Source organism: Citrobacter arsenatis (assembly GCF_004353845.1).
GTDB lineage: Bacteria > Pseudomonadota > Gammaproteobacteria > Enterobacterales > Enterobacteriaceae > Citrobacter > Citrobacter arsenatis.
The window spans coordinates 2,298,058-2,318,216 of sequence record NZ_CP037864.1 but is presented as its reverse complement, the minus strand read 5'-3'; the positions used below and the strand labels follow the sequence as shown (position 1 = coordinate 2,318,216).

20 protein-coding genes and 1 other RNA gene are annotated in these 20,159 nt (G+C 51.3%); 8 read left to right on the top strand and 13 right to left on the bottom strand.

Features of this window, described 5'->3' with window-relative positions:
* Nucleotides 1-16 precede the first annotated feature (16 nt).
* A complete protein-coding gene (locus E1B03_RS12190; protein ID WP_103770109.1) occupies nucleotides 17-685 on the bottom strand; it encodes a methionine ABC transporter permease in 669 nt (222 codons plus the stop codon).
* Entirely contained in the window at nucleotides 678-1,700 is a 1,023-nt protein-coding gene (locus E1B03_RS12185) for a methionine ABC transporter ATP-binding protein (RefSeq protein ID WP_133086301.1), read from the bottom strand. Before E1B03_RS12185 ends, E1B03_RS12190 begins: the two co-directional genes overlap by 8 nt.
* Before the next feature lie 373 nt (nucleotides 1,701-2,073).
* Here E1B03_RS12185 and ynhH point away from each other — a divergent pair, with 373 nt between their 5' ends.
* The 3 genes from ynhH to lpp all read left to right on the top strand — a co-directional run bounded on the left by ynhH (nucleotide 2,074) and on the right by lpp (nucleotide 4,234).
* Nucleotides 2,074-2,268 (top strand): protein YnhH, encoded by a 195-nt coding sequence (ynhH, locus tag E1B03_RS26490; RefSeq protein WP_242637968.1) that lies wholly within the window; start codon nucleotides 2,074-2,076, stop codon nucleotides 2,266-2,268.
* 7 nt (nucleotides 2,269-2,275) lie between these two features.
* A complete protein-coding gene (pykF, locus tag E1B03_RS12180; RefSeq protein WP_103770112.1) occupies nucleotides 2,276-3,688 on the top strand; it encodes a pyruvate kinase PykF in 1,413 nt (470 codons plus the stop codon).
* Nucleotides 3,689-3,997: 309 nt separating this feature from the next.
* A complete protein-coding gene (gene lpp, locus E1B03_RS12175; RefSeq protein WP_003029373.1) occupies nucleotides 3,998-4,234 on the top strand; it encodes a murein lipoprotein Lpp in 237 nt (78 codons plus the stop codon).
* 68 nt (nucleotides 4,235-4,302) lie between these two features.
* On the opposite strand, the gene ldtE is transcribed toward lpp, so the two are convergent.
* The 7 genes from ldtE to sufA form a co-directional block, all read right to left on the bottom strand.
* Nucleotides 4,303-5,307, bottom strand: a complete 1,005-nt coding sequence (gene ldtE / locus E1B03_RS12170) for a L,D-transpeptidase LdtE (RefSeq protein ID WP_133087219.1) — start codon at nucleotides 5,305-5,307, stop codon at nucleotides 4,303-4,305.
* A 123-nt stretch (nucleotides 5,308-5,430) separates the two neighbouring features.
* The gene (gene sufE / locus E1B03_RS12165) at nucleotides 5,431-5,847 is read right to left on the bottom strand and encodes a cysteine desulfuration protein SufE (protein WP_103770114.1); all 417 of its coding nucleotides are present in this window, start codon (nucleotides 5,845-5,847) and stop codon (nucleotides 5,431-5,433) included.
* 12 nt (nucleotides 5,848-5,859) lie between these two features.
* Nucleotides 5,860-7,080: a cysteine desulfurase SufS gene (sufS, locus tag E1B03_RS12160; RefSeq protein ID WP_133086300.1), complete on the bottom strand. Its 1,221-nt coding sequence runs from the start codon at nucleotides 7,078-7,080 to the stop codon at nucleotides 5,860-5,862.
* Nucleotides 7,077-8,348: a Fe-S cluster assembly protein SufD gene (gene sufD / locus E1B03_RS12155; RefSeq protein WP_133086299.1), complete on the bottom strand. Its 1,272-nt coding sequence runs from the start codon at nucleotides 8,346-8,348 to the stop codon at nucleotides 7,077-7,079. The genes sufS and sufD overlap by 4 nt, the downstream gene beginning before the upstream one ends.
* Nucleotides 8,323-9,069 (bottom strand): Fe-S cluster assembly ATPase SufC, encoded by a 747-nt coding sequence (sufC, locus tag E1B03_RS12150; protein WP_103770117.1) that lies wholly within the window; start codon nucleotides 9,067-9,069, stop codon nucleotides 8,323-8,325. The genes sufD and sufC overlap by 26 nt, the downstream gene beginning before the upstream one ends.
* 16 nt (nucleotides 9,070-9,085) lie before the next feature.
* Nucleotides 9,086-10,573, bottom strand: a complete 1,488-nt coding sequence (gene sufB / locus E1B03_RS12145) for a Fe-S cluster assembly protein SufB (protein ID WP_103770118.1) — start codon at nucleotides 10,571-10,573, stop codon at nucleotides 9,086-9,088.
* Between the two features lie 8 nt (nucleotides 10,574-10,581).
* Nucleotides 10,582-10,950, bottom strand: coding sequence for a Fe-S cluster assembly scaffold SufA (gene sufA, locus E1B03_RS12140; protein WP_103770119.1), 369 nt, complete (start codon nucleotides 10,948-10,950; stop codon nucleotides 10,582-10,584).
* Nucleotides 10,951-11,634: 684 nt separating this feature from the next.
* Here sufA and E1B03_RS12135 point away from each other — a divergent pair.
* Nucleotides 11,635-11,997, top strand: a complete 363-nt coding sequence (locus tag E1B03_RS12135; RefSeq protein ID WP_103770120.1) for a CHAP domain-containing protein — start codon at nucleotides 11,635-11,637, stop codon at nucleotides 11,995-11,997.
* A 1-nt stretch (nucleotide 11,998) separates the two neighbouring features.
* Entirely contained in the window at nucleotides 11,999-12,445 is a 447-nt protein-coding gene (locus E1B03_RS12130; RefSeq protein WP_133086298.1) for a DUF3828 domain-containing protein, read from the top strand.
* Between the two features lie 451 nt (nucleotides 12,446-12,896).
* Here E1B03_RS12130 and E1B03_RS12125 read toward each other — a convergent pair whose 3' ends face one another.
* Nucleotides 12,897-13,772: a LysR family transcriptional regulator gene (locus E1B03_RS12125; protein ID WP_133086297.1), complete on the bottom strand. Its 876-nt coding sequence runs from the start codon at nucleotides 13,770-13,772 to the stop codon at nucleotides 12,897-12,899.
* Nucleotides 13,773-13,894: 122 nt separating this feature from the next.
* On the opposite strand from E1B03_RS12125, the gene E1B03_RS12120 reads away from it, so the two are divergent.
* The gene (locus E1B03_RS12120) at nucleotides 13,895-14,746 is read left to right on the top strand and encodes a Vmh family MBL fold metallo-hydrolase (protein WP_103770123.1); all 852 of its coding nucleotides are present in this window, start codon (nucleotides 13,895-13,897) and stop codon (nucleotides 14,744-14,746) included.
* 68 nt (nucleotides 14,747-14,814) lie between these two features.
* Here E1B03_RS12120 and E1B03_RS12115 read toward each other — a convergent pair whose 3' ends face one another.
* The 3 genes from E1B03_RS12115 to ydiJ form a co-directional block, all read right to left on the bottom strand.
* Nucleotides 14,815-15,003, bottom strand: coding sequence for a YdiH family protein (locus tag E1B03_RS12115; protein WP_003030540.1), 189 nt, complete (start codon nucleotides 15,001-15,003; stop codon nucleotides 14,815-14,817).
* Between the two features lie 77 nt (nucleotides 15,004-15,080).
* The gene (gene menI / locus E1B03_RS12110) at nucleotides 15,081-15,491 is read right to left on the bottom strand and encodes a 1,4-dihydroxy-2-naphthoyl-CoA hydrolase (protein WP_103770124.1); all 411 of its coding nucleotides are present in this window, start codon (nucleotides 15,489-15,491) and stop codon (nucleotides 15,081-15,083) included.
* Nucleotides 15,488-18,544, bottom strand: coding sequence for a D-2-hydroxyglutarate dehydrogenase YdiJ (ydiJ, locus tag E1B03_RS12105; protein WP_133086296.1), 3,057 nt, complete (start codon nucleotides 18,542-18,544; stop codon nucleotides 15,488-15,490). Before ydiJ ends, menI begins: the two co-directional genes overlap by 4 nt.
* A 213-nt stretch (nucleotides 18,545-18,757) precedes the next feature.
* Between ydiJ and ydiK the strand changes: the two genes are divergently transcribed.
* On the top strand, nucleotides 18,758-19,867 hold the full coding sequence (gene ydiK / locus E1B03_RS12095) for an AI-2E family transporter YdiK (RefSeq protein WP_103770288.1): 1,110 nt from the start codon (nucleotides 18,758-18,760) through the stop codon (nucleotides 19,865-19,867).
* A gap of 184 nt (nucleotides 19,868-20,051) precedes the next feature.
* An RNA gene (rprA, locus tag E1B03_RS12090) (antisense sRNA RprA) lies at nucleotides 20,052-20,159 on the top strand.

Here is a 20,159-nt window from a genome sequence, read left to right as displayed (position 1 = left end):
TGGTTTCCGTATTTTATTAGCGTTTATCTAACAGAGAGGTGATCACATCGCCGCAAAGCTGGATGATGAAGACAATGAGCAGAATCGTCACCGTCGCCACCAGCGTGACGTCGCTGTGGTTGCGCTGGAATCCTTCCAGATAGGCCAAATTCCCTAAACCACCGGCGCCAATTACCCCTGCCATCGCGCTGTAGCTAACCAACGCAATCAGCGTCACGGTGATCCCGGACACCAGAGCAGGAGAAGATTCCGGCAATAAAACTCGAAAAATAAGCGTGCTTAGCCGTGCGCCCATCGAACGCGTCGCTTCAATAACACCTTTATCCACTTCACGCAGGGCAATTTCGACCAGACGCGCATAAAACGGCGCGGCCCCCACGATCAGCGCAGGCAACGCGGCATTGGCACCAAGAATGGTGCCGACCATCGCTTTGGTGAATGGGATCAGCAGCACGATCAAAATGATGAACGGGATTGAACGAAAGATATTCACCACCAGCGAAATAAGGCTATACACCGCACGATTGTGAAACAGTCCGCCGCGCGCAGTCAGGAACAGCGCCAGACCAAGTGCGATCCCCAGAACAAAGGTCGCCACGCCAGAAAGCGCTGTCATATAGAGCGTTTCCTGGGTTGCCGCCAGCAGTTGCTCCCATTTCAGATGGGGAAACAGATCTTCAGCCATGTTGGATCACCTCGCCTTCAATGTCGCTCTGGCGCAGGTCGGCCAAAATATTGTTCAGTTGTTCTTCAGAGGCCACAACGTGTACCCAAAGCTGACCAAACACGCCGTGCGCGGTTTGCGCCATCTTGCCGTGTAAAATGTTAAACGGCAGGCCATAGCGTAGGGTCAATTCGCCAACTACGGGTCGATGCGTGCGTTGCCCGGTAAACGTAAGCTTAATTACTACGCCGCCAAGCTCACTTGCCAGTTGCGGATTAAACTCGTCTTCCTCGGCATACTGGCTCACCTGACGAACGAACTGTCGGGTGATCGGCTGCTGTGGATGGGTAAAGACATTGAGCACGTCGCCCTCCTCAACGACCTTACCGTTTTCCATTACCGCGACGCGATCGCAGATTTTGCGTACCACGTGCATTTCATGGGTGATCAGTACAATGGTCAATTTGAAGCGACGGTTAATATCGAGCAGTAAATCGAGGATCTGATCGGTCGTTTGCGGGTCCAGCGCCGAGGTGGCTTCGTCACACAACAGGACGTCAGGATTGTTTGCCAGCGCACGAGCAATGCCAACCCGCTGCTTTTGCCCACCGCTCAACTGGGACGGATACGCATTTTCACGACCGCTCAGCCCAACCAGCGTAATCAGTTCAGCAACTCGCGTTTTAATCGATGCTTTTGACGCTCCAGCGATTTGCATAGAGAACGCAATATTTTCACTAACCGTTCGTGACCACAGCAAATTGAAGTGCTGGAATACCATGCTGATTTTCAGTCGAGCCTGGCGTAATGATTCCCCACGGGCGGCAGAGATATCGTGGCCGTTAATCGTTACGCTGCCGGAGGTCGGTTTTTCCAACCCGTTGAGCAAGCGAATTAATGTGCTCTTTCCCGCCCCGCTATAACCAATAATTCCGTAAATCTGTCCCTGTTCAACCGTCAGGTTGACGTTATCAACAGCGGTAATGGCAAGCCTGCCTGGCGTAAACACTTTCGAAATATTTTTCAGGACAATCATGTCGTTTGGGTATCCGCTGCTTATTGTTCTTCTGCTAGCGCTTTTGGCTGTTTAGCAGTATGGATGTCCAAACGAGTGTAATCAGTGAGATTGGTTTTTAAAATGAATTAAAACGTATTTGATATAACTTTTGGGAATATGTTTGTTTGGTCGGCGTTATGTACATAAATCTGATGCACCGGGATGGCAATTACGGCTTGTTGCGCAACAAACTGCGGCTGCGAACAACCTCTTTATCCATACAACTGAACAAATTAATGAATATTCTTTGTAAAACTGCACAGAAGTGTTTTGAAACGCTGTTTCCATTTTCCTTTTTGATAATTTTCAGCGTATAATGCGCGCCAATTGTCTCTTGAATGGTTTCAGCACATTGACCTGTAAAACTCAACGACTACAAAACTCACCATCCCGTTGGGCTGAAACACAAGCACACATTCCTCTGCACGCTCTTTCGATGTCACCTATCCTTAGAGCGAGGCATCACAACTTTCGTAACTCAGGTTTAGCTTCTCGTCCGTGCGCGGCGGGGGCCAGATTTCCATATCCTTCTCAACTTAAAGACTAAGACTGTCATGAAAAAGACGAAAATTGTTTGCACCATCGGTCCGAAAACCGAATCCGAAGAGATGTTAACCAAAATGCTGGACGCGGGCATGAACGTCATGCGTCTGAACTTCTCCCACGGCGACTATGCAGAACACGGTCAGCGCATCAAGAATTTGCGCAACGTCATGAGCAAAACCGGCAAGAAAGCCGCAATCCTGCTCGACACCAAAGGTCCGGAAATCCGTACCATTAAACTGGAAGGCGGTAACGACGTTTCCCTGAAAGCGGGCCAGACCTTCACCTTCACCACCGACAAATCTGTCGTCGGCAACAGCGAAATCGTTGCTGTGACTTATGAAGGCTTCACTAAAGATCTGTCCGTTGGCAACACCGTTCTGGTTGACGATGGTCTGATCGGCATGGAAGTTACCGCTATCGAAGGTAACAAAGTTATCTGTAAAGTGCTGAACAACGGCGACCTGGGCGAAAACAAAGGCGTTAACCTGCCGGGCGTTTCCATCGCGCTGCCAGCACTGGCTGAAAAAGATAAACAGGACCTGATCTTCGGTTGCGAGCAAGGCGTTGACTTCGTTGCAGCGTCCTTCATCCGTAAACGTTCTGACGTCGTTGAAATCCGTGAGCACCTGAAAGCGCACGGTGGTGAAAACATCCAGATCATCTCCAAAATCGAAAACCAGGAAGGCCTGAACAACTTCGACGAAATCCTCGAAGCGTCTGACGGCATCATGGTTGCGCGTGGCGATATGGGTGTTGAGATCCCAGTTGAAGAAGTTATCTTCGCGCAGAAAATGATCATCGAAAAATGTATCCGTGCACGTAAAGTCGTTATCACTGCGACCCAGATGCTGGACTCCATGATCAAAAACCCGCGCCCGACCCGCGCTGAAGCTGGTGACGTAGCGAACGCCATCCTCGACGGTACCGATGCAGTCATGCTGTCTGGTGAGTCTGCTAAAGGTAAATACCCGCTGGAAGCCGTTACCATCATGGCAACCATCTGTGAGCGTACCGACCGCGTGATGACCAGCCGTCTGGACTTCAACAACGACAGCCGCAAACTGCGCATCACCGAAGCCGTTTGCCGTGGCGCGGTTGAAACTGCAGAAAAACTGGATGCGCCGCTGATCGTCGTCGCAACTCAGGGCGGTAAATCTGCTCGCGCAGTACGTAAATACTTCCCGGATGCCACCATTCTGGCGCTGACCACCAACGAAACTACCGCGCGTCAGCTGGTGCTGAGCAAAGGCGTTGTTGCACAGGTGGTTAAAGAAATCAGCTCTACTGATGATTTCTATCGTCTGGGTAAAGAAGTCGCTCTGGAAAGCGGTCTGGCTCAGAAAGGTGAAGTTGTGGTTATGGTTTCTGGTGCACTGGTTCCGAGCGGCACCACCAATACCGCATCCGTTCACGTGCTGTAATAATTCCATCGCGAATTAATTTGCTTAAAAAAGCGCCCTTAAGGCGCTTTTTTTATTTTATCGATAGCCACAATTAATAAAAAATCAAATCGGATTTCACTATCTAATCCGTGATTATCTAAGATGAATCCGATGGAAGCTTTCTGTTTTCACTCGGTTTTTTAGCCGTTTTTGCACAATTCGATGCTTCTTTGAGCGAACGATCAAAAATAAGTGCATTCCCATCAAAAAAATATTCTCAACATAAAAAACTTTGTGTAATACTTGTAACGCTACATGGAGATTAACTCAATCTAGAGGGTATTAATAATGAATCGTACTAAACTGGTACTGGGCGCGGTAATCCTGGGTTCTACTCTGCTGGCAGGTTGCTCCAGCAACGCTAAAATCGATCAGCTGTCTTCTGACGTTCAGACTCTGAACGCTAAAGTTGACCAGCTGAGCAACGACGTGAACGCAATGCGTTCCGACGTTCAGGCTGCTAAAGATGACGCAGCTCGCGCTAACCAGCGTCTGGACAACGCAGCTACTAAATACCGCAAGTAATAGTATCTGTGTAATAAAAATGGCGCACATTGTGCGCCATTTTTTTTGCCCTGAAATCCCCTTCCCTGTTATTGCGTAGCGCGCACCTCTGCATCCTCTCCCGGTACGCCATTGCGCACAGACTTCACTTCCGCGCCATTGCTAACAACCGAGGCTTGCCCGGCAGTTACGGTGACCGGATAACCCGCACGACGATACAACGCCCTTTCCACCAGGCTGCTATCCACCGCGTTATTATCTTTGAACTGGGTAAAACCGGCCGGTAGCACATACGGCATGGTCTGGACGTTTTGTTCCTCTTCCGGCGACAGCGGTCGATGCACTTCAACATACCGCATGCCGTTCGGCTCAATCGAATATTTAATCGGCTCGTTAATCACCCTGACCGGCGTGCCTGTGCGGACCTGAGCAAACAATGCTTTGATGTCCGGTGCGTTCATGCGGATACAACCAGAACTCACACGCAGGCCCACGCTGTCCGGCGCGCTGGTGCCATGGATCAGGTATTCCCCGTTTCCATGCGCCAGACGCAGTGCAAAGCGTCCTAACGGGTTATTTGGTCCGGCGGGTACTACCGGCGGTAATGTGATGCCACGCTCCAGAGAGCGTTTACGGATGCCTGCAGTAGGGGTCCACGTCGGATTCGGGATTTTCTGCCCAACCCGGGTTTCCATCACCGGCGTTTCCAGCCCCTGTAAACCGATACCAATCGGAAATACCTGAACAATATTCTCTCCCGGCGGGAAGTAATACAGACGTAGTTCCGCCAGATTCACAATAATGCCTTCGCGTGGCGCATCCGGTAGCAGTAATTGCGAGGGAATAGTAATCAGCGTTCCGGGTTTAGGTACGGGGGCAATGGTATTGTTGGCTTCAAGGATCAGCATTGCGGCAGTATCAAACTTACGGGCTATCGCCTGTAGGTTTTTATCACCTTCCTGCACAGTGTAGGTTTGGTTTTGCCCAACAAGACGGCTGTTCGCCTGGGGCAAAGGATAATCGACCGCCCATGCGGCCTGAATAGCGCTGTAAGCGCCGATTAGCATTAACGTAATAACAGACGCGCGTTTCATACTCACTCACCCCCCTGGCGTTTTTGCCGGACGGCGGTAAGCGTCCGATCCGGCCTACGAGTCACTGCGTTGCCCTACACGAACGTTTTCAAGTCGGTCTGAAAGTTGACGTGTTTTATCAGTTTAGCTAAGAGTTGCTGCTTTGGCGCGAATCGCCCGAATCATCGCCTCCAGCCCCTGTGAACGAGACGGTGTGAGATGCTGTGCGAGCGCCATTTTTTCAAACCACGGACGCACATCAAAATTCACAATATCCTGGGCTGTCATGCGGTCATACAGAATGAATACCACAGCGATAAGTCCTTTCACAATTGCCGCATCGCTGTCGCCCTGTAATTCAATAATGCCTTCGGCATTCTGACGCATAACAATCCATACCTGACTTTGACATCCCTGGATGCTATTTTCCGCATTCCGATCGTCGTCGTTTAATGCCGGCAGACGCTGACCCAGTTCAATAATGTACAGGTATTTCTCTTCCCAATTAGCGCAACGCAGAAAATTACGCAACAACTTTTCTTTATCCGGTAGCGCAGCCATAACGCCTCCCTGTTATCCCAGTAAGTGATGAATACGCTTAAGACCCGTTACCAGGCGATCCACTTCTTCGTGGGTGTTGTACATGGCGATCGATGCCCGGCACATAGCAGGAACGTCATAGTAGGCCATCAGCGGCATAGCGCAGTGATGCCCTGTTCGCACGGCGATCCCATAGTTATCGAGAAAACTCCCGACATCGTAGGCGTGATGTTTGCCGAGGTTAAACGCAATCACCCCCAGGCGGTTATCCGGCCCGTAAAGCGTCAAATCCGGCACATCCGCCAGCTGTTCCAGCGCATAGCGCATCATGAACTGTTCATATTCGCTGATTTCAGTCAGCCCCAGCGCTGAAACATACTCAATCGCCGCGCCAAGACCGATAATGCCCCCGGTGTTTGGCGTTCCAGCTTCAAAGCGCCAGGGGGCTTTGGCCCACGTCGTCCCCTGGCTCAGACTCACCGTCGCAATCATTGAACCACCGCCTTCCCACGGCGGCATTTCCTGTAGCAGCGACTCTCTGGCATACAAAACGCCAATACCGGTTGGCCCGTAGAGTTTGTGTCCGGAGAAAACATAGAAGTCGCAATCCAGCGCCTGCACATCCACCTGATGATGCATAACCGCCTGTGCGCCATCCACAAGCACTTTTGCGCCGTATTGATGCGCCAGCGCAATCATTTCATCCAGCGGGTTTTCCGTGCCCAGCACGTTAGATACGTGGGTAATCGCCAGCAGTTTTGTGCGATCGTCAAACAGCGTCGGTAGCGTTTCCAGTTGCAACGTACCCTCTGCATTGAGCGGAATAACGCGCAGCTCTGCTCCTACGCGGGCACACAGCATCTGCCAGGGCACAATATTGGCGTGATGCTCCATTTCGCTGATGATAATGTTATCGCCCGTCCGCACATTGCTGCTGCCCCAACTGTTCGCCACCAGGTTGATGCCTTCCGTAGTACCGCGAACGAACACCAGCTCTTCGGCTGAACGAGCGTTAATAAACAGCGAGGCGAGCTTGCGCACATTCTCCATTTTTTCCGTGGCCTGCGCGCTCAGCGTATGGATACCGCGGTGGACCGCCGCATAGCCGTGGCGGTAAAACTCGGCTTCGGCATCAATCACCTGGTTGGGCTTCTGCGCGCTGGCGGCGCTGTCCAGATACGCCAACGGTAAACCATTCACTTCACGCGTCAGGACCGGGAAATCGGCCCGCACTTTTTCAATGGGAAATGTCATGCTACGCCTCCCGGCAAGCGTTGGGCGATCCGTGCCAGTACCTGTTGTTTCAGCGTTTCCTCGCCCAGGGCTTCCGTCAGCTCAGCGGCAAACGCATAGAGAATCATTTTTTGAGCATCCTGCTGGCCAATCCCGCGCGAGCGCAGATAAAACATCTGCTCGTCGTCGATTCGCCCTACCGTCGCCCCGTGACTGCATTTCACGTCGTCGGCATAGATTTCAAGCTGTGGTTTGGTATCCACTTCCGCCAGTTTACCCAGCAGCAAATTATTGTTGGTCATCTGACCATCGGTTTTAATGGCATGCTGAGCGACGTTGATCAGGCCATTGAATACCGCCCGTCCCTTATCGCTGACAATGGTTTTATGCAACTGTCGACTGTTGCAATACCCTTTGTTGTGCGCAAGCCAGGTTCGGGTATCACAGACTTCATTTTTCACCGGCATCGCCAGGCTGTTTAGGCGAAGCGTGGTGTTCTCACCGTTTAGCTGAGTACTGGTGTTATGGCGCAACACTGCATCACCGAGTAAAAAGCTGTGGCTAGCGGCGGTGGCATCAGCGCCCAATTGGATATCGTTATGGGCGAAGTGGTGGCTGAGCGGATTCTCAAACGCCAGTTTGATGTGGCGTAAGTGCGCATTCGCCGCGACGTTCATGGTTAAGCGGGCGCCGGTAAAATGGCGAAGCTCGCTAAGACTGACATAGTGTTCAATGACGGTGGCTTCAGCGCCTTCTGCCAGCTCCAGATGGTGACGATAGTGCGCCGTGTTCACCTCATCGCCCGCCAGCCCTTGGGTAATGTGCAGCAGCAGCAGCGGTTTCGCAGGTCGCTGGTTACGCTTCACCTGAATGTGCGTTACGCTGCGGGACAGGCTTTCGGTCAGGTGCAGAAAAACTTCCGGTTGGATAGCCGCTGGCAGCATCTGGCGCGCATCGTCAACGGTAATATCAAAACCGCTACCGTCCGCGCTGTCGCTGAGCGTCGGCGAGAATTGCCCGTCGACAAACACCAGTCGGACAGCATCAATTACCGGTGCCAACGCTTTACACTGGGCTGACGTTATCTCAGCAACATGACTGACAAACTGGTTGTTGGTTAAGCCCTCCAGCGGCGTGTATTTCCAGTCCTCATGTTTACGCGTTGGCAGCCCCAGACGCAGCATCTGCTGCAGGTGTTGCTGGGCATGGTGCGAGCGCGTCTCACCCTGCGTCTCAAACAGATGGTGCCACTGTTGCAGCACGTTACTGCTGTTCGCTAAGCCAGCCATATCCTTGCTCCTCCAGTTGTTTGACCAGCGTGAAATCGCCGGACTTCACAATTCGCCCCTGGTAGAGAACGTGAACATAATCGGGTTTTATATAGTCCAGGATGCGCTGATAGTGAGTGACGATAATGAATGAGCGTTGCCCGTCGCGCAGCGAGTTCACGCCATCGGCAACGATTTTCAGCGCATCGATATCCAGCCCGGAGTCTGACTCATCAAGAATGCACAGTTGCGGTTCCAGTACCGCCATTTGCAAAATGTCATTACGCTTTTTCTCGCCACCGGAAAAACCGACGTTTACCGAGCGCGTCAGCAAATCTTCCGGCATCTTCAACAACGCGATTTTCTCTTCCATCAAATCCTGGAAGTCAAACCTGTCCAGCGATTCTTCGCCACGGTAGCTGCGCACCGCATTCAATGCCGTTTGCAGGAAAAACTGATTACTGACGCCGGGGATTTCTACCGGATACTGAAATGCCATAAAGATCCCTTCACCTGCCCGGTCTTCCGGTGACAGTTCCAGTAAATCCTTACCGTTGAACTCCACCGTCCCACCGGTGACTTCGTAGTCATCACGTCCGGCGAGCGTGGCGGAAAGCGTACTTTTCCCGGAACCGTTTGGCCCCATAATGGCGTGGACTTCCCCAGGGCGAACGTCAAGACTCAGCCCACGCAGGATCGCCTTATCTTCGACACTGACCTGTAAATCTTTAATGCTTAACATGTGCTTTCCTTAAATTTTAACCGACGCTGTGTTCAAGACTTATGGCGAGAAGTTTTTGCGCTTCCACGGCAAATTCCAGCGGCAGTTCAGAGAACACGTCTTTACAGAAACCATTTACAATCATCGAAATGGCATCCTCTTCGCTGATGCCGCGCTGCAGGCAATAAAACAGCTGATCTTCACCAATGCGCGACGTTGTGGCTTCGTGCTCAAGCTGGGCGCTGTTGTTACGACACTCCACATACGGGAAGGTATGCGCCCCACAATCCGCACCGATCAGCATCGAGTCGCATTGGGTATAGTTGCGGGCGTTGGTAGCGGTCGGCATGATCTTCACTAAACCACGATAGCTGTTCTGGCTGTGTCCGGCGGAGATCCCTTTCGAGATAATGGTCGACTTGGTGTTTTTGCCGATGTGGATCATCTTGGTGCCAGTATCGGCCTGCTGGTGACCACTGGTCAGCGCAACGGAATAAAATTCGCCGATAGAGTTGTCGCCACGCAGAATGCAGCTTGGGTATTTCCAGGTAATCGCCGAACCGGTTTCCGACTGCGTCCACGACATTTTGCTGTTTTCGCCTTCGCACAGGGCGCGCTTGGTAACGAAGTTTAAAATGCCACCGGTATTGCCATCGCCGGGGAACCAGTTTTGTACCGTCGAGTATTTCACTTCGGCATCTTTATGGATGATGACTTCCACCACCGCCGCATGCAGTTGGTAGCTGTCGCGCACCGGGGCTGAACAACCCTCGATGTAGCTGACGTAGCTGCCCTCATCTGCAATCAGAATGGTGCGTTCAAACTGCCCGGTTTTTTCCGCGTTTATACGGAAATAGGTCGACAGTTCCATTGGGCAACGCACACCTTTAGGTACATAGATAAACGTACCGTCGGATGCCACCGCCGCATTCAGCGCGGCAAAGAAATTGTCATTACCCGGTACGACCGTGCCCAGATACTGTTTTACCAGCTCAGGGTGATCGTGAATCGCCTCACCGAACGAACAGAAAATAATGCCCTGTTCCGCCAGTTTGTCGCGATAAGTGGTCGCTACCGACACCGAATCAAAAATGGCATCAACCGCCACCTCTTTGCCTTCACGGACCGGCACACCAAGCTGTGCAAAGGCGTCTTCTACCTCTTTGCTTAAAAAGGCATTCGCTCCCGTTTGCTGAACAGCTCCCGGTTCAGACGCGCAGGTTTCATCACAATTGCCGCAGGACGGCGCAGAGTAATAACTGTAATCCTGATAATTCAGCTTGTCGTAGTGCGCTTTGAGCCAGTGCGGCTCTTCCATACTCAGCCAGGCTTTAAAGGCATTCAGGCGAAATTCCAGCATCCAGTCAGGTTCATTTCGTTTTGCCGATATCGCGCGCACGACATCTTCGTTGATCCCTTTCGCCAACTCATCGGTTTGCAGTTGGGTGAAGAAGCCCTCTTTGTAATTAAGGTGCCCGCCAGCCCAGGTGTTGACATCGTCAGTTGCTTCAGTATTACGAGACATAGTACCGCCTATACCCCAAAACTTTCGCCACAGCCGCATTCGTTCTGGGCTTTCGGGTTATGAAATTTAAATAACTGATTTAATCCTTCGCGAACGAAATCGACTTCCGTGCCGTCGATGAACGGCATCGCCTGTAGCGACACATAAAGTCTGGCACCATCCGTTTCAAACAGCAGATCGTCTTTTTGTACCTCGCTAACGGTATCCAGCACGTAGCCGAATCCCGCGCATCCCGTTTGCTTCACGCCTAAACGCACGCCCAACATGTTGGGTTGCTTTGCCACCAGCTCGCGGATATGTGCCGCAGCCGCTGGCGTTAACGTCAGTCCACGCCAGGCAAAATCGTCCGGGTTAAATGTTCCTGAATGCAATTCCATAGAGTTACCTCGAGTCACTAGCTTTGAAGCTATAACACCATGTTAGTGATAATGATTATCACTTCAACCCCTCAACAGCAGGGGCATTCGGGTTAATCGCCCTTTTTGACTACTTTTATTAAGCATAGACCCTGCTGCGTGGGTTTACAGGGATGGAATTTTTTGTTCAATACATTGATTAATAATGGATTATAGAAACTTAATCGTTCAGGCCGGTCAAACATCAAAAGATGTATAGAAAATGACTATTTAAGGGATAGGTTTTATAAATTTAATGAAATCATACGATTATTATATAATCAGTAACTTAGTCTTTTTTCGCGATAGACGAGGACGGACTATTTAACGTTCAAAATTGAGCCCTCAGCGCGATTTTGCCCCCAAATTTCCCCCTCCCCCCAAATCCTAAAATGGAGGTTATGCGAGGCGCTTTCCCGATTTAAAATCGTCATAATTTACAAGCCAGTTCGAATTTAACAATAAACATTAAGTAATAATATTAACTTTGGGATTTGCTGGACTAATTGCTAATTCAATACGTTGCTATACACTTTAATTATCAATTCAATTATTAGCATTTGAATTATATATGTTGGTTAATTAAATTTCACTATATAATACAATTTCGAATTAAGTGTCGGAGTATTGTTATTTTATGATTCATTCTATTACTAAGGGAATTTTATGTCATGGAATAAACACGATGCGGTCTCGTATGCGCGAAGTCACGCGCATCAAAAAAGCCAGGGCTATTGCGCTCGAGCAGTAGCCGCAGCAATTCGCGCAGGTGGCGTGATGATCGAAGGCGCTGATGCCAACAATTTTGCAAGATCCCTGGAAAAAGCAGGATTCAGCAAATCATACGGCACCCTAATAGAGGGCGATATAGCGGTTATTGATGCTTTACCAGGACCAAACCAGTATGGGCACGCCTGTATTTACGATGGAACAGGAACCTGGTACTCCGATTTCGTACAGCGCAGTTTATATCCAGGGCCACAGTACAGAAAATTCCAGCCCGCTTTTACTATATATAGGCACAAGTAACATGAAAAAATTACTACTTTTGCTGCTGATGGCATCATCTGCAATAGCAAATACCAGCGATCCAGTTAACCAGGCTGTCGCATTTAACAACTGGTACGTGAATCAAATTAGCCAAAATAATTTTCCGATTACCGACGGTAAGGATATTGATAAATACGTTATTGCATCAACGATGCAGAAACTAAGGCGAACACAAGATCCAAATTATGATGATGAGGTTTTCTATGATGCTGATTTTTTTCTAAAGGCACAAGACATTGGCGATGATTGGTCCGGCAATGTAAGCGCCATTGCGGGTGATACGGATCCGGTTTGCGTTAATGTTTACGTAGCGTTTGGAAAAGAGCAAAAACACATTGTCATTGATTGCATGGTCAAAGAGAACGGACTCTGGAAAGTGCAGTCTGTCACCAGACTCCAATTCACACGTAACTTAGAACGGCATTGAGATCAGCGATATGACAGTGGCACTGTGCCGTAGCACTTTTCCTCTGCCATATCGCCGGAAGGATAAAGCCTGCGCGAACGTCTCCGCCATCCTCTCTCACCATAATGTGAATGGGGCAATATTGGACGCATAAAAAAATCGCATGGCGCAGTTATGCGCTTGACTGACTTCAGACGCCATTCCCTACGCATGATGTTACTGACATGGATGAATTTTATCTCCTACGGTAGGACCTCCGTCCTACTGTTTTCGGTACTGACGACAAACAACAAAAAACCCTTAAGTCTGCTTGCTGGCAGGCTTAAGGGTTCCGGCCCCATCCGGCGCTTATCTCCGGCACTCTCGATGGCTTAGCTCTTGAAGGGGCGATAAGAAGAATCTCATACGCCGATCAGTTTTTTTTAACACAAATTGCGGTTTGACTATTTTATAAGCACGTTTAGCCACCTGGTTAGCACTGTGCCTCACTAAGTGCTTCCAGTAACAAACGTAGCCCCGCCGACTGATGCTCACGGGAAAGGTATAAACCATAGATCGGCAGGCATTTAGGTTGCAACTCAGGCAATAGTCTAATCAGTTTCCCCTGTGCCAGCCCTTCCCGCGCTTCCAGTTCCGGCACTAACGCAACCCCTATTCCCGCCAGCGCCGACTCACAGAGTAACGACGAGATCCCGGCGCTCAAATTCCCCTTAATCGCAACAGAGACGGCCTGACCTTGAGCATCCAGAAAGTGCCAGGATTTTCCAGCAAAACCGCTGTAATAGAGGCAATTGTGCCGCGTAAGATTGTCGATAGTCTCAGGAGTGCCATGTTGACGTAGATAATCGACAGACGCGCACAGTACCGATTGACAGTCTCCAAGACGACGGGCGATGGTTCCTGGCTCTGGGTTCTCCGTTATACGGATCGCCACATCGATGCGTTCTCCCACAAGGCTTACCGGTTGATTATTGATCTCCACCTCGATACGCAGTTGCGGATACCTCGCCAGAAAAGCAGGCAGAACCGGCGCTAAGATATGCATGGCAGTAAAATGTGCACAGGCCACACGCAACGTGCCGGACGGCGTTTGCGCGGCACTGGCTGCGCTGATATCCAGTGAAAGTTGCGCCAGAGAACGCGTTTTCGCTAATGCCTCTTCACCTGCTGGCGTGATAGTCAAACGGCGCGACGTCCGGTGGATAAGCCTTGCCCCCGCCCATTTCTCCATCTCGTCGAGATATCGGCTGACCATCGGACGGGAAAGCCCCAATGCACGCGCGGCGGCGCTCAGACTGCCCAAATCACAGATATGGTTGAATACCGTTGCCGCCATCACTCTGTCCATTGCATCCCATCCGATCGTTTTATGAAACTCAGCATGTCCTAATGAGGGAATTCTAACAGATCCGAATATCCTTAAAATACGGGCACTATCAAAAGACAATTTCCTGCACAAGGTTACCTGGTATGAAAGTTAAATCTCTGTCCCTGCTGTTACCTCTTTTCGCGTCTTCAGCCTTCGCCGCGCCGCTACAGTTGGACGTCTATAACCCACAGGACAAGGCTATTTTTCCGGTTTCTTCGACACTGGTTTCTGGTCCCAAAGAGGCCATTTTGTTTGACGCCCAGTTCAGTACCAAAGATGGTGAACAACTGGTGCAGATGATTCGCGCCAGCGGTAAAACGCTGAAGGCAATCGTGATCACTTCCGGCGATCCGGATTTCTATTTCGGACTGCAGCCCATCGTCAACGCCTTCCCGCAGGTAAAAGTTCTGGCAACACCGCAGGTAGTAGACCATATCCGCGCCACCAAAGAGGCCAAGCTGCAGTTCTGGGGTCCGCAAATGAAGGACGGTGCGCCAACAACACTCACCGTTCCGCAGGCGACAACGCAAACGCATTTCACGGTTGATGGTGAAACGCTGGAGCTGCGTCATCCCAACGATTATGCAGCCTATGTCTGGATCCCGGCGAACCGGGCCATTATTGGCGGTACCGGTGTGGCTTCTGGTATTCACGTTTGGACGGCGGATACGCAGTCGGCAGAACAACGTAGCGCATGGCGTAACGTACTGAGTGAAATGCAAAGATTGCAGCCCACTCAGGTAGTGCCGGGTCATTACATTGGCGAACGCCCTGCGGGCGATAAGGCCATTCGCTTCACACATGACTATTTACAGTCGTTTGAGCTGGCGTTGGGGGCGAAGAAAGGTTCAGACTATGTGATTAAAACCATGACCGCGGCATGGCCGGGTCTTGCAGACGTAAGCTCTCTGGAGCTGAGTGCGAAGGTAAATAGCGGTGAAATGAAGTGGTAATTAAGATCTAAGGCAAAAAAATAACCCCGAACGCGGGTCGGGGTTTTATTACGATAAGCATACCGGAATCAATGAACGCCCATGCGCCAGGCAAAATAGATCTCTTCTTTCAGTTCAGTGGAAGAGAGCGCCAACAGATCTGCAAACTCCAGCTCAAGCTGTTTCAGTCTTTTCAGGTACTGAGCCGGTGAAAGATCGGTTTTATCACGACGTAAAAATTCTATTGCCAGTTGGGCCGGGTCTAATTGGGTAGACATATCATCCTCGCTTGTGTTCAAAACCTGCACAGTATAACACCATTCGCTGTGCAGATAATGACCAAAAGCAATATGCATCACAAAATTGCGGTTGTCAGACGCGACGTGCAGCACAATCGTCCCTGCTCATCGAAGATTTCGATTTGCCACACCTGATGACGAGAGCCGGTATGTACCGCGCGACATACCCCTCTGACGCGCCCTTCCCGCGCAGAGCGAATATGGTTGGCGTTAACCTCCAGGCCCACCACTTTCTGTTCCCCGTGGGTACACAGGTAGCCGGCCACCGAACCAATACTTTCCGCCAGTACTACGGACGCGCCACCGTGCAGCAGACCAAAAGGTTGTTTGGTACGGTGATCCACCGGCATCGTGGCTTCCAGCGTATCATCGCCAATGTGCACAAAACGAATATCGAGCAGCCCCACCATGTTTCCTTCACCCATAGCATTGAGCGCCTCGAGTGTGACTTCACGTTTCCAGATCATCCTATAATCTCCAGCAGTGCCTGTAATGGATGGCGAACGCCCGTGCCTTCAACGCGTTTAACCTGACTGCGACAGGAGTATCCGGTAGCCAGACAACGGTTACGCGGCAATCGTTGCATTGCCTGGTGCCATGATAGCTCATAGATCCCCAGTGAGTTCTGATGATTCTTCACTTCGTGACCATAGGTGCCCGCCATTCCACAGCACCCCACGCTGACGTTCTCTAGTTTTGCGCCAAAGCGGGCAAAAATATCCGTCCACTGCGCAGGCGCGCCCGGCAGAGCCGTCACTTCGGTACAGTGTCCAAAGAAGTACCACGGTTCACCGCCCACAGCGACTGGCTGCTGTGACGCCACAACTGTCGATAACCATTCGTTGGCCAATAACACATGGAAATCGCCCCGTTGCTCCCCGAGTACCAGTTTGTATTCGTCGCGATAACACAGCACCAGCGCCGGATCGACCCCCACCATTGGAATATTCAGCTTTGCCACCCGATTGAGAAACTCAGATGTTTTCTTCGCGGTTTTAGCAAAACGGTTTAAAAAGCCCTTAATATGCTGAGCCTTGCCGTTTGGCGAGAAAGGCAGCAGTACCGGATGCAGATCCAGCTTTTCAACCAGGCGTATAAAATCAGCCACCACCTGCGCATCGTAATAGCTGGTGAACGGATCCTGCACCACCAGCACCGTACGGGCTTTTAGTTCCGGGCTGAGTAGTTCAAGCTGTTCCAGCGTCATATTGGCTGAACGATGGCCAACCAGCTGACGTTGAAGCGATGGCGCTGACAACAGCGGTAAATCGACCATACCGATGTGCTTTTTAGCCAGATTCCGCACCAGCGGCTGGTTGATGAAGAAGTTAAACGTTTTGGGTGCGCGCGCCATTAGCGGCGCATAGCTCTCAACGGTCGCCACCATGTGATCGCGTAACGGGCGCAGATAACGCGTGTGATACAATTGCAGGAAGCGCGAGCGAAACTCCGGTACATCGATTTTAATCGGACACTGTGTGGAACAGGCTTTACACGCCAGACAGCCGGACATCGCCTCTTTCACTTCGTGCGAGAAATCGTATTCACCCTTGCGCGCATGCCAGCTGTTGCGGGTACGGGCAATCAGCGTACGTAAACTGGCGCGTTTTTCCGGTAGCTCTTTCTCCAGCTGTACCGGGTCAATTCCACGGTCTGCTAGCAGACGCAGCCATTCACGCACCAGCGTGGCTCGTCCTTTTGGCGAATGGATACGGTTAAGGCTGATTTTCATCGACGGACACATCGGGCTTTTCGCATCGAAGTTAAAGCACAACCCGTTACCGTTACACTCCATTGCCCCGCGCCACTCCTGGCGTACTGCCAGCGGGATCTGGCGGTCATACGTTCCGCGCTTCACCGCGTCCACTTTCATCATCGGCGCATCAACGCCTTCCGGTGGACAGATTTTCCCCGGATTCAGCCGGTTTTGCGGATCAAACACCGATTTCACTTTACGCAGTTCGCGATACAGCTCCTCACCGAAGAACGCCGGGCTGTATTCTGCACGAAAACCTTTCCCGTGCTCGCCCCACAGCAGACCGCCATATTTTGCCGTCAGCGCGACGACATCATCAGAAATGCGCTTCATCAGCACTTCCTGCTGCGGATCGCACATATCCAGCGCCGGTCTGACGTGCAGTACACCTGCGTCTACGTGACCAAACATGCCGTAACTGAGACCATGGCTATCGAGCAGCGCGCGGAACTCGGCAATATAATCAGCCAGATGTTCCGGCGGGACGCAGGTGTCCTCAGCAAACGGAATCGGCTTCGCAGCACCTTTTGCGTTCCCCAGCAGACCGACGGCCTTTTTACGCATGGCGTAAATACGTTCAACGCCCGCCAGTTCAGTACATAGCTGCCAGCCGATGACGCCCGCTTCCTGACGAGCGATTAAGCCATCCAGACGTTCACACAGTGCGCTGACCTGCGAATCAATCAATGCTTCGTCGTCACCGGCAAATTCTACAATGTTCAGACCCAGCATCTCTTTATCAGGTACATCGGTAATCAATTCACTTACCGAGTGCCAGACGATGTCTTCCCGCGCCAGATTAAGCACTTTGGAGTCGACGGTTTCTACCGACAGCGCACGCGCCTCCACCATCACCGGGGCATTACGCAACGCCGAGTCGAAAGAGTCGTACTTGACGTTAACCAGTTGTCTTACTTTGGGCAGCGGCGTGATATCCAGACGGGCTTCAGTGATAAACGCCAGCGTCCCTTCTGAGCCGGTTAGAATGCGGGTTAAATCAAATTCGGTCATCTCATCATTAAAGACGTGCCGCAGATCGTAACCGGTCAGGAAGCGATTAAGCTTCGGAAATTTATCAACGATCAGCTGTCGGTTATCGCGGCAACGGTCATAAACCGTCTTGTAGATGCGGCCAATAGTGGTATTGCTATTTCCCAGGGTTTGGGCAAGTTCGACCGGCATTGGCTGAGTATCAAGAATATCGCCGCCCATCAACACCGCGCGGATACCCAGCACGTGATCGGAGGTTTTACCGTAAACCAGCGAACCTTGCCCTGATGCGTCGGTATTGATCATCCCCCCCAGCGTTGCCCGGTTACTGGTGGATAATTCGGGGGCGAAGAAATAGCCGTAAGGCTTCAGAAACTGGTTAAGCTGGTCTTTTATCACCCCGGCTTCGACCCGCACCCAACCTTCCTGCACATTGATTTCAATGATGCGGCTCATATAGCGGGACATATCAACAATAATGCCCTGATTCAGCGCCTGACCGTTGGTCCCTGTGCCGCCGCCGCGCGGGGTAAAAATCAGCGAAGAGAAAAGAGGTTCCGCCGCCAGACGAGCGATTAGCGCCACATCTGCGGTTGAACGAGGGAAAACGACAGCATCAGGAAGCAGCTGATAAATACTGTTATCCGTCGACATTGTCAGACGATCGGCATAGCTCGTTGCCGTATCGCCCGTAAATCCTTGCTGCTCCAGCGCCTGCAAAAAATTGAGCACCAGTTGAACGACACCTGGCGCCTGAGAAATTTGTGGAATCATTATAGTGACCCTTTCCTGCGGTCCGTGTTGTGAATTTAATCGTTTGCGTGTTGCTTTGTTTGTTGTATCACATTTTTTTCTAATACGCTCAGCAGATTTACAGGCAGAATCCGCCTGTTCAAAACCGCTGAAATTGCTCATCATTACAGGGCGTCATTTAAGTGTTCACGTCGCGTCAACGTTCTGGCGCAAAGACAAAGGTGAAAAGTATTTATGGTAAATTTCCGTCAGCCCAGGGATATTGCACAAGTGCTGCTATCGGTGCTGTTTTTAGCCATCATGATTGTGGCCTGTCTCTGGATTGTTCAGCCCTTTATCCTCGGTTTTGCATGGGCGGGTACGGTGGTCATTGCAACCTGGCCTATCCTGTTACGCTTACAAAAATTACTCTGGGGACGCCGCTCGCTGGCCGTGCTGGTGATGACTCTATTATTGGTACTGTTGTTCATCATTCCTATCGCGCTGCTGGTTAACAGTATTGTTGACGGCAGCGGACCGTTGATCCACGCCGTAACCGCAGGCGATATGACGTTACCAGATCTGGCGTGGCTGAACAGTATCCCGTTGGTCGGCGCCAAAATGTATGCCGCATGGCACAGTCTGCTGGATATGGGGGGCTCGGCCATTATGGCTAAAGTTCGTCCTTATATCGGCACGACAACCACCTGGTTTGTCGGACAGGCTGCACATATTGGCCGTTTTATGATGCACTGCGGTCTGATGCTGCTGTTCAGCGCTCTGTTGTACTGGCGTGGTGAGCAGGTGGCGTTCGGTATTCGCCACTTCGCTTGCCGCCTGGCATCCAAACGCGGCGATGCCGCCATTCTGCTGGCGGCGCAGGCCATTCGCGCCGTCGCATTAGGCGTTGTGGTCACCGCACTGGTGCAGGCGGTTCTCGGCGGCATTGGTCTGGCGGTAACCGGCGTGCCGTATGCCACACTGCTGGCGGTATTGATGATCCTGTCATGCCTGGTGCAACTGGGGCCGTTGCCGGTGCTGGTCCCGGCTATTATCTGGCTGTACTGGACGGGCGATTCAACCTGGGGCACGGTTCTGCTGGTCTGGAGCGGCGTGGTCGGCACGCTGGATAACGTCATTCGCCCGATGCTGATTCGCATGGGTGCCGATTTGCCGCTGATCCTGATTCTCTCTGGGGTCATCGGTGGACTAATTGCCTTCGGCATGATTGGTCTGTTTATCGGCCCGGTGGTACTGGCCGTCTCCTGGCGTCTGTTCTCAGCATGGGTAAACGAAGCCCCTGCGCCGGGTAGCGATCCGGATGAAATTCTCGAAGAAATTGCTGAAATAGAACGCAATAAGTAACCCTAAGTCAGGCGGCTCTGCCGCCTGATTGTTTAACGATGCTAACCGATCCCTCTCGCAGACTGCTTTAATCCCAACTTCCTTCTTCTTTAAAGACTCATTTGTGTCGCAAATTCTTTACAGTTTTTAAACTATTGAGATGAATCTGATCGACGTAAAAAATCACAATGCCTACTATTAGCCCATGGCTTGAAATCAACACATTGATTTATAAGCATGGAAATCCCCTGAGTGAAACAACGAATTGCTGTGTGTAGTCTTTGCCCATCTCCCACGATGGGCTTTTTTTTAA

Excerpts from the sequence above, each read along its gene's own strand:
- sufE (WP_103770114.1), bottom strand. The coding sequence starts at position 5,847 with ATGGCTGCGCTACCGGATAAAGAAAAGTTGTTGCGTAATTTTCTGCGT.
- E1B03_RS12190 (WP_103770109.1), bottom strand. The coding sequence starts at position 685 with ATGGCTGAAGATCTGTTTCCCCATCTGAAATGGGAGCAACTGCTGGCG.
- E1B03_RS12135 (WP_103770120.1), top strand. The coding sequence starts at position 11,635 with ATGTCATGGAATAAACACGATGCGGTCTCGTATGCGCGAAGTCACGCG.
- lpp (WP_003029373.1), top strand. The coding sequence starts at position 3,998 with ATGAATCGTACTAAACTGGTACTGGGCGCGGTAATCCTGGGTTCTACT.
- sufA (WP_103770119.1), bottom strand. The coding sequence starts at position 10,950 with ATGGAATTGCATTCAGGAACATTTAACCCGGACGATTTTGCCTGGCGT.
- ydiJ (WP_133086296.1), bottom strand. The coding sequence starts at position 18,544 with ATGATTCCACAAATTTCTCAGGCGCCAGGTGTCGTTCAACTGGTGCTC.
- sufD (WP_133086299.1), bottom strand. The coding sequence starts at position 8,348 with ATGGCTGGCTTAGCGAACAGCAGTAACGTGCTGCAACAGTGGCACCAT.
- pykF (WP_103770112.1), top strand. The coding sequence starts at position 2,276 with ATGAAAAAGACGAAAATTGTTTGCACCATCGGTCCGAAAACCGAATCC.
- E1B03_RS12185 (WP_133086301.1), bottom strand. The coding sequence starts at position 1,700 with ATGATTGTCCTGAAAAATATTTCGAAAGTGTTTACGCCAGGCAGGCTT.
- E1B03_RS12130 (WP_133086298.1), top strand. The coding sequence starts at position 11,999 with ATGAAAAAATTACTACTTTTGCTGCTGATGGCATCATCTGCAATAGCA.
- sufS (WP_133086300.1), bottom strand. The coding sequence starts at position 7,080 with ATGACATTTCCCATTGAAAAAGTGCGGGCCGATTTCCCGGTCCTGACG.
- E1B03_RS12120 (WP_103770123.1), top strand. The coding sequence starts at position 13,895 with ATGAAAGTTAAATCTCTGTCCCTGCTGTTACCTCTTTTCGCGTCTTCA.
- E1B03_RS12125 (WP_133086297.1), bottom strand. The coding sequence starts at position 13,772 with ATGGACAGAGTGATGGCGGCAACGGTATTCAACCATATCTGTGATTTG.
- E1B03_RS12115 (WP_003030540.1), bottom strand. The coding sequence starts at position 15,003 with ATGTCTACCCAATTAGACCCGGCCCAACTGGCAATAGAATTTTTACGT.
- sufC (WP_103770117.1), bottom strand. The coding sequence starts at position 9,069 with ATGTTAAGCATTAAAGATTTACAGGTCAGTGTCGAAGATAAGGCGATC.
- ldtE (WP_133087219.1), bottom strand. The coding sequence starts at position 5,307 with ATGAAACGCGCGTCTGTTATTACGTTAATGCTAATCGGCGCTTACAGC.
- ydiK (WP_103770288.1), top strand. The coding sequence starts at position 18,758 with ATGGTAAATTTCCGTCAGCCCAGGGATATTGCACAAGTGCTGCTATCG.
- sufB (WP_103770118.1), bottom strand. The coding sequence starts at position 10,573 with ATGTCTCGTAATACTGAAGCAACTGACGATGTCAACACCTGGGCTGGC.
- menI (WP_103770124.1), bottom strand. The coding sequence starts at position 15,491 with ATGATCTGGAAACGTGAAGTCACACTCGAGGCGCTCAATGCTATGGGT.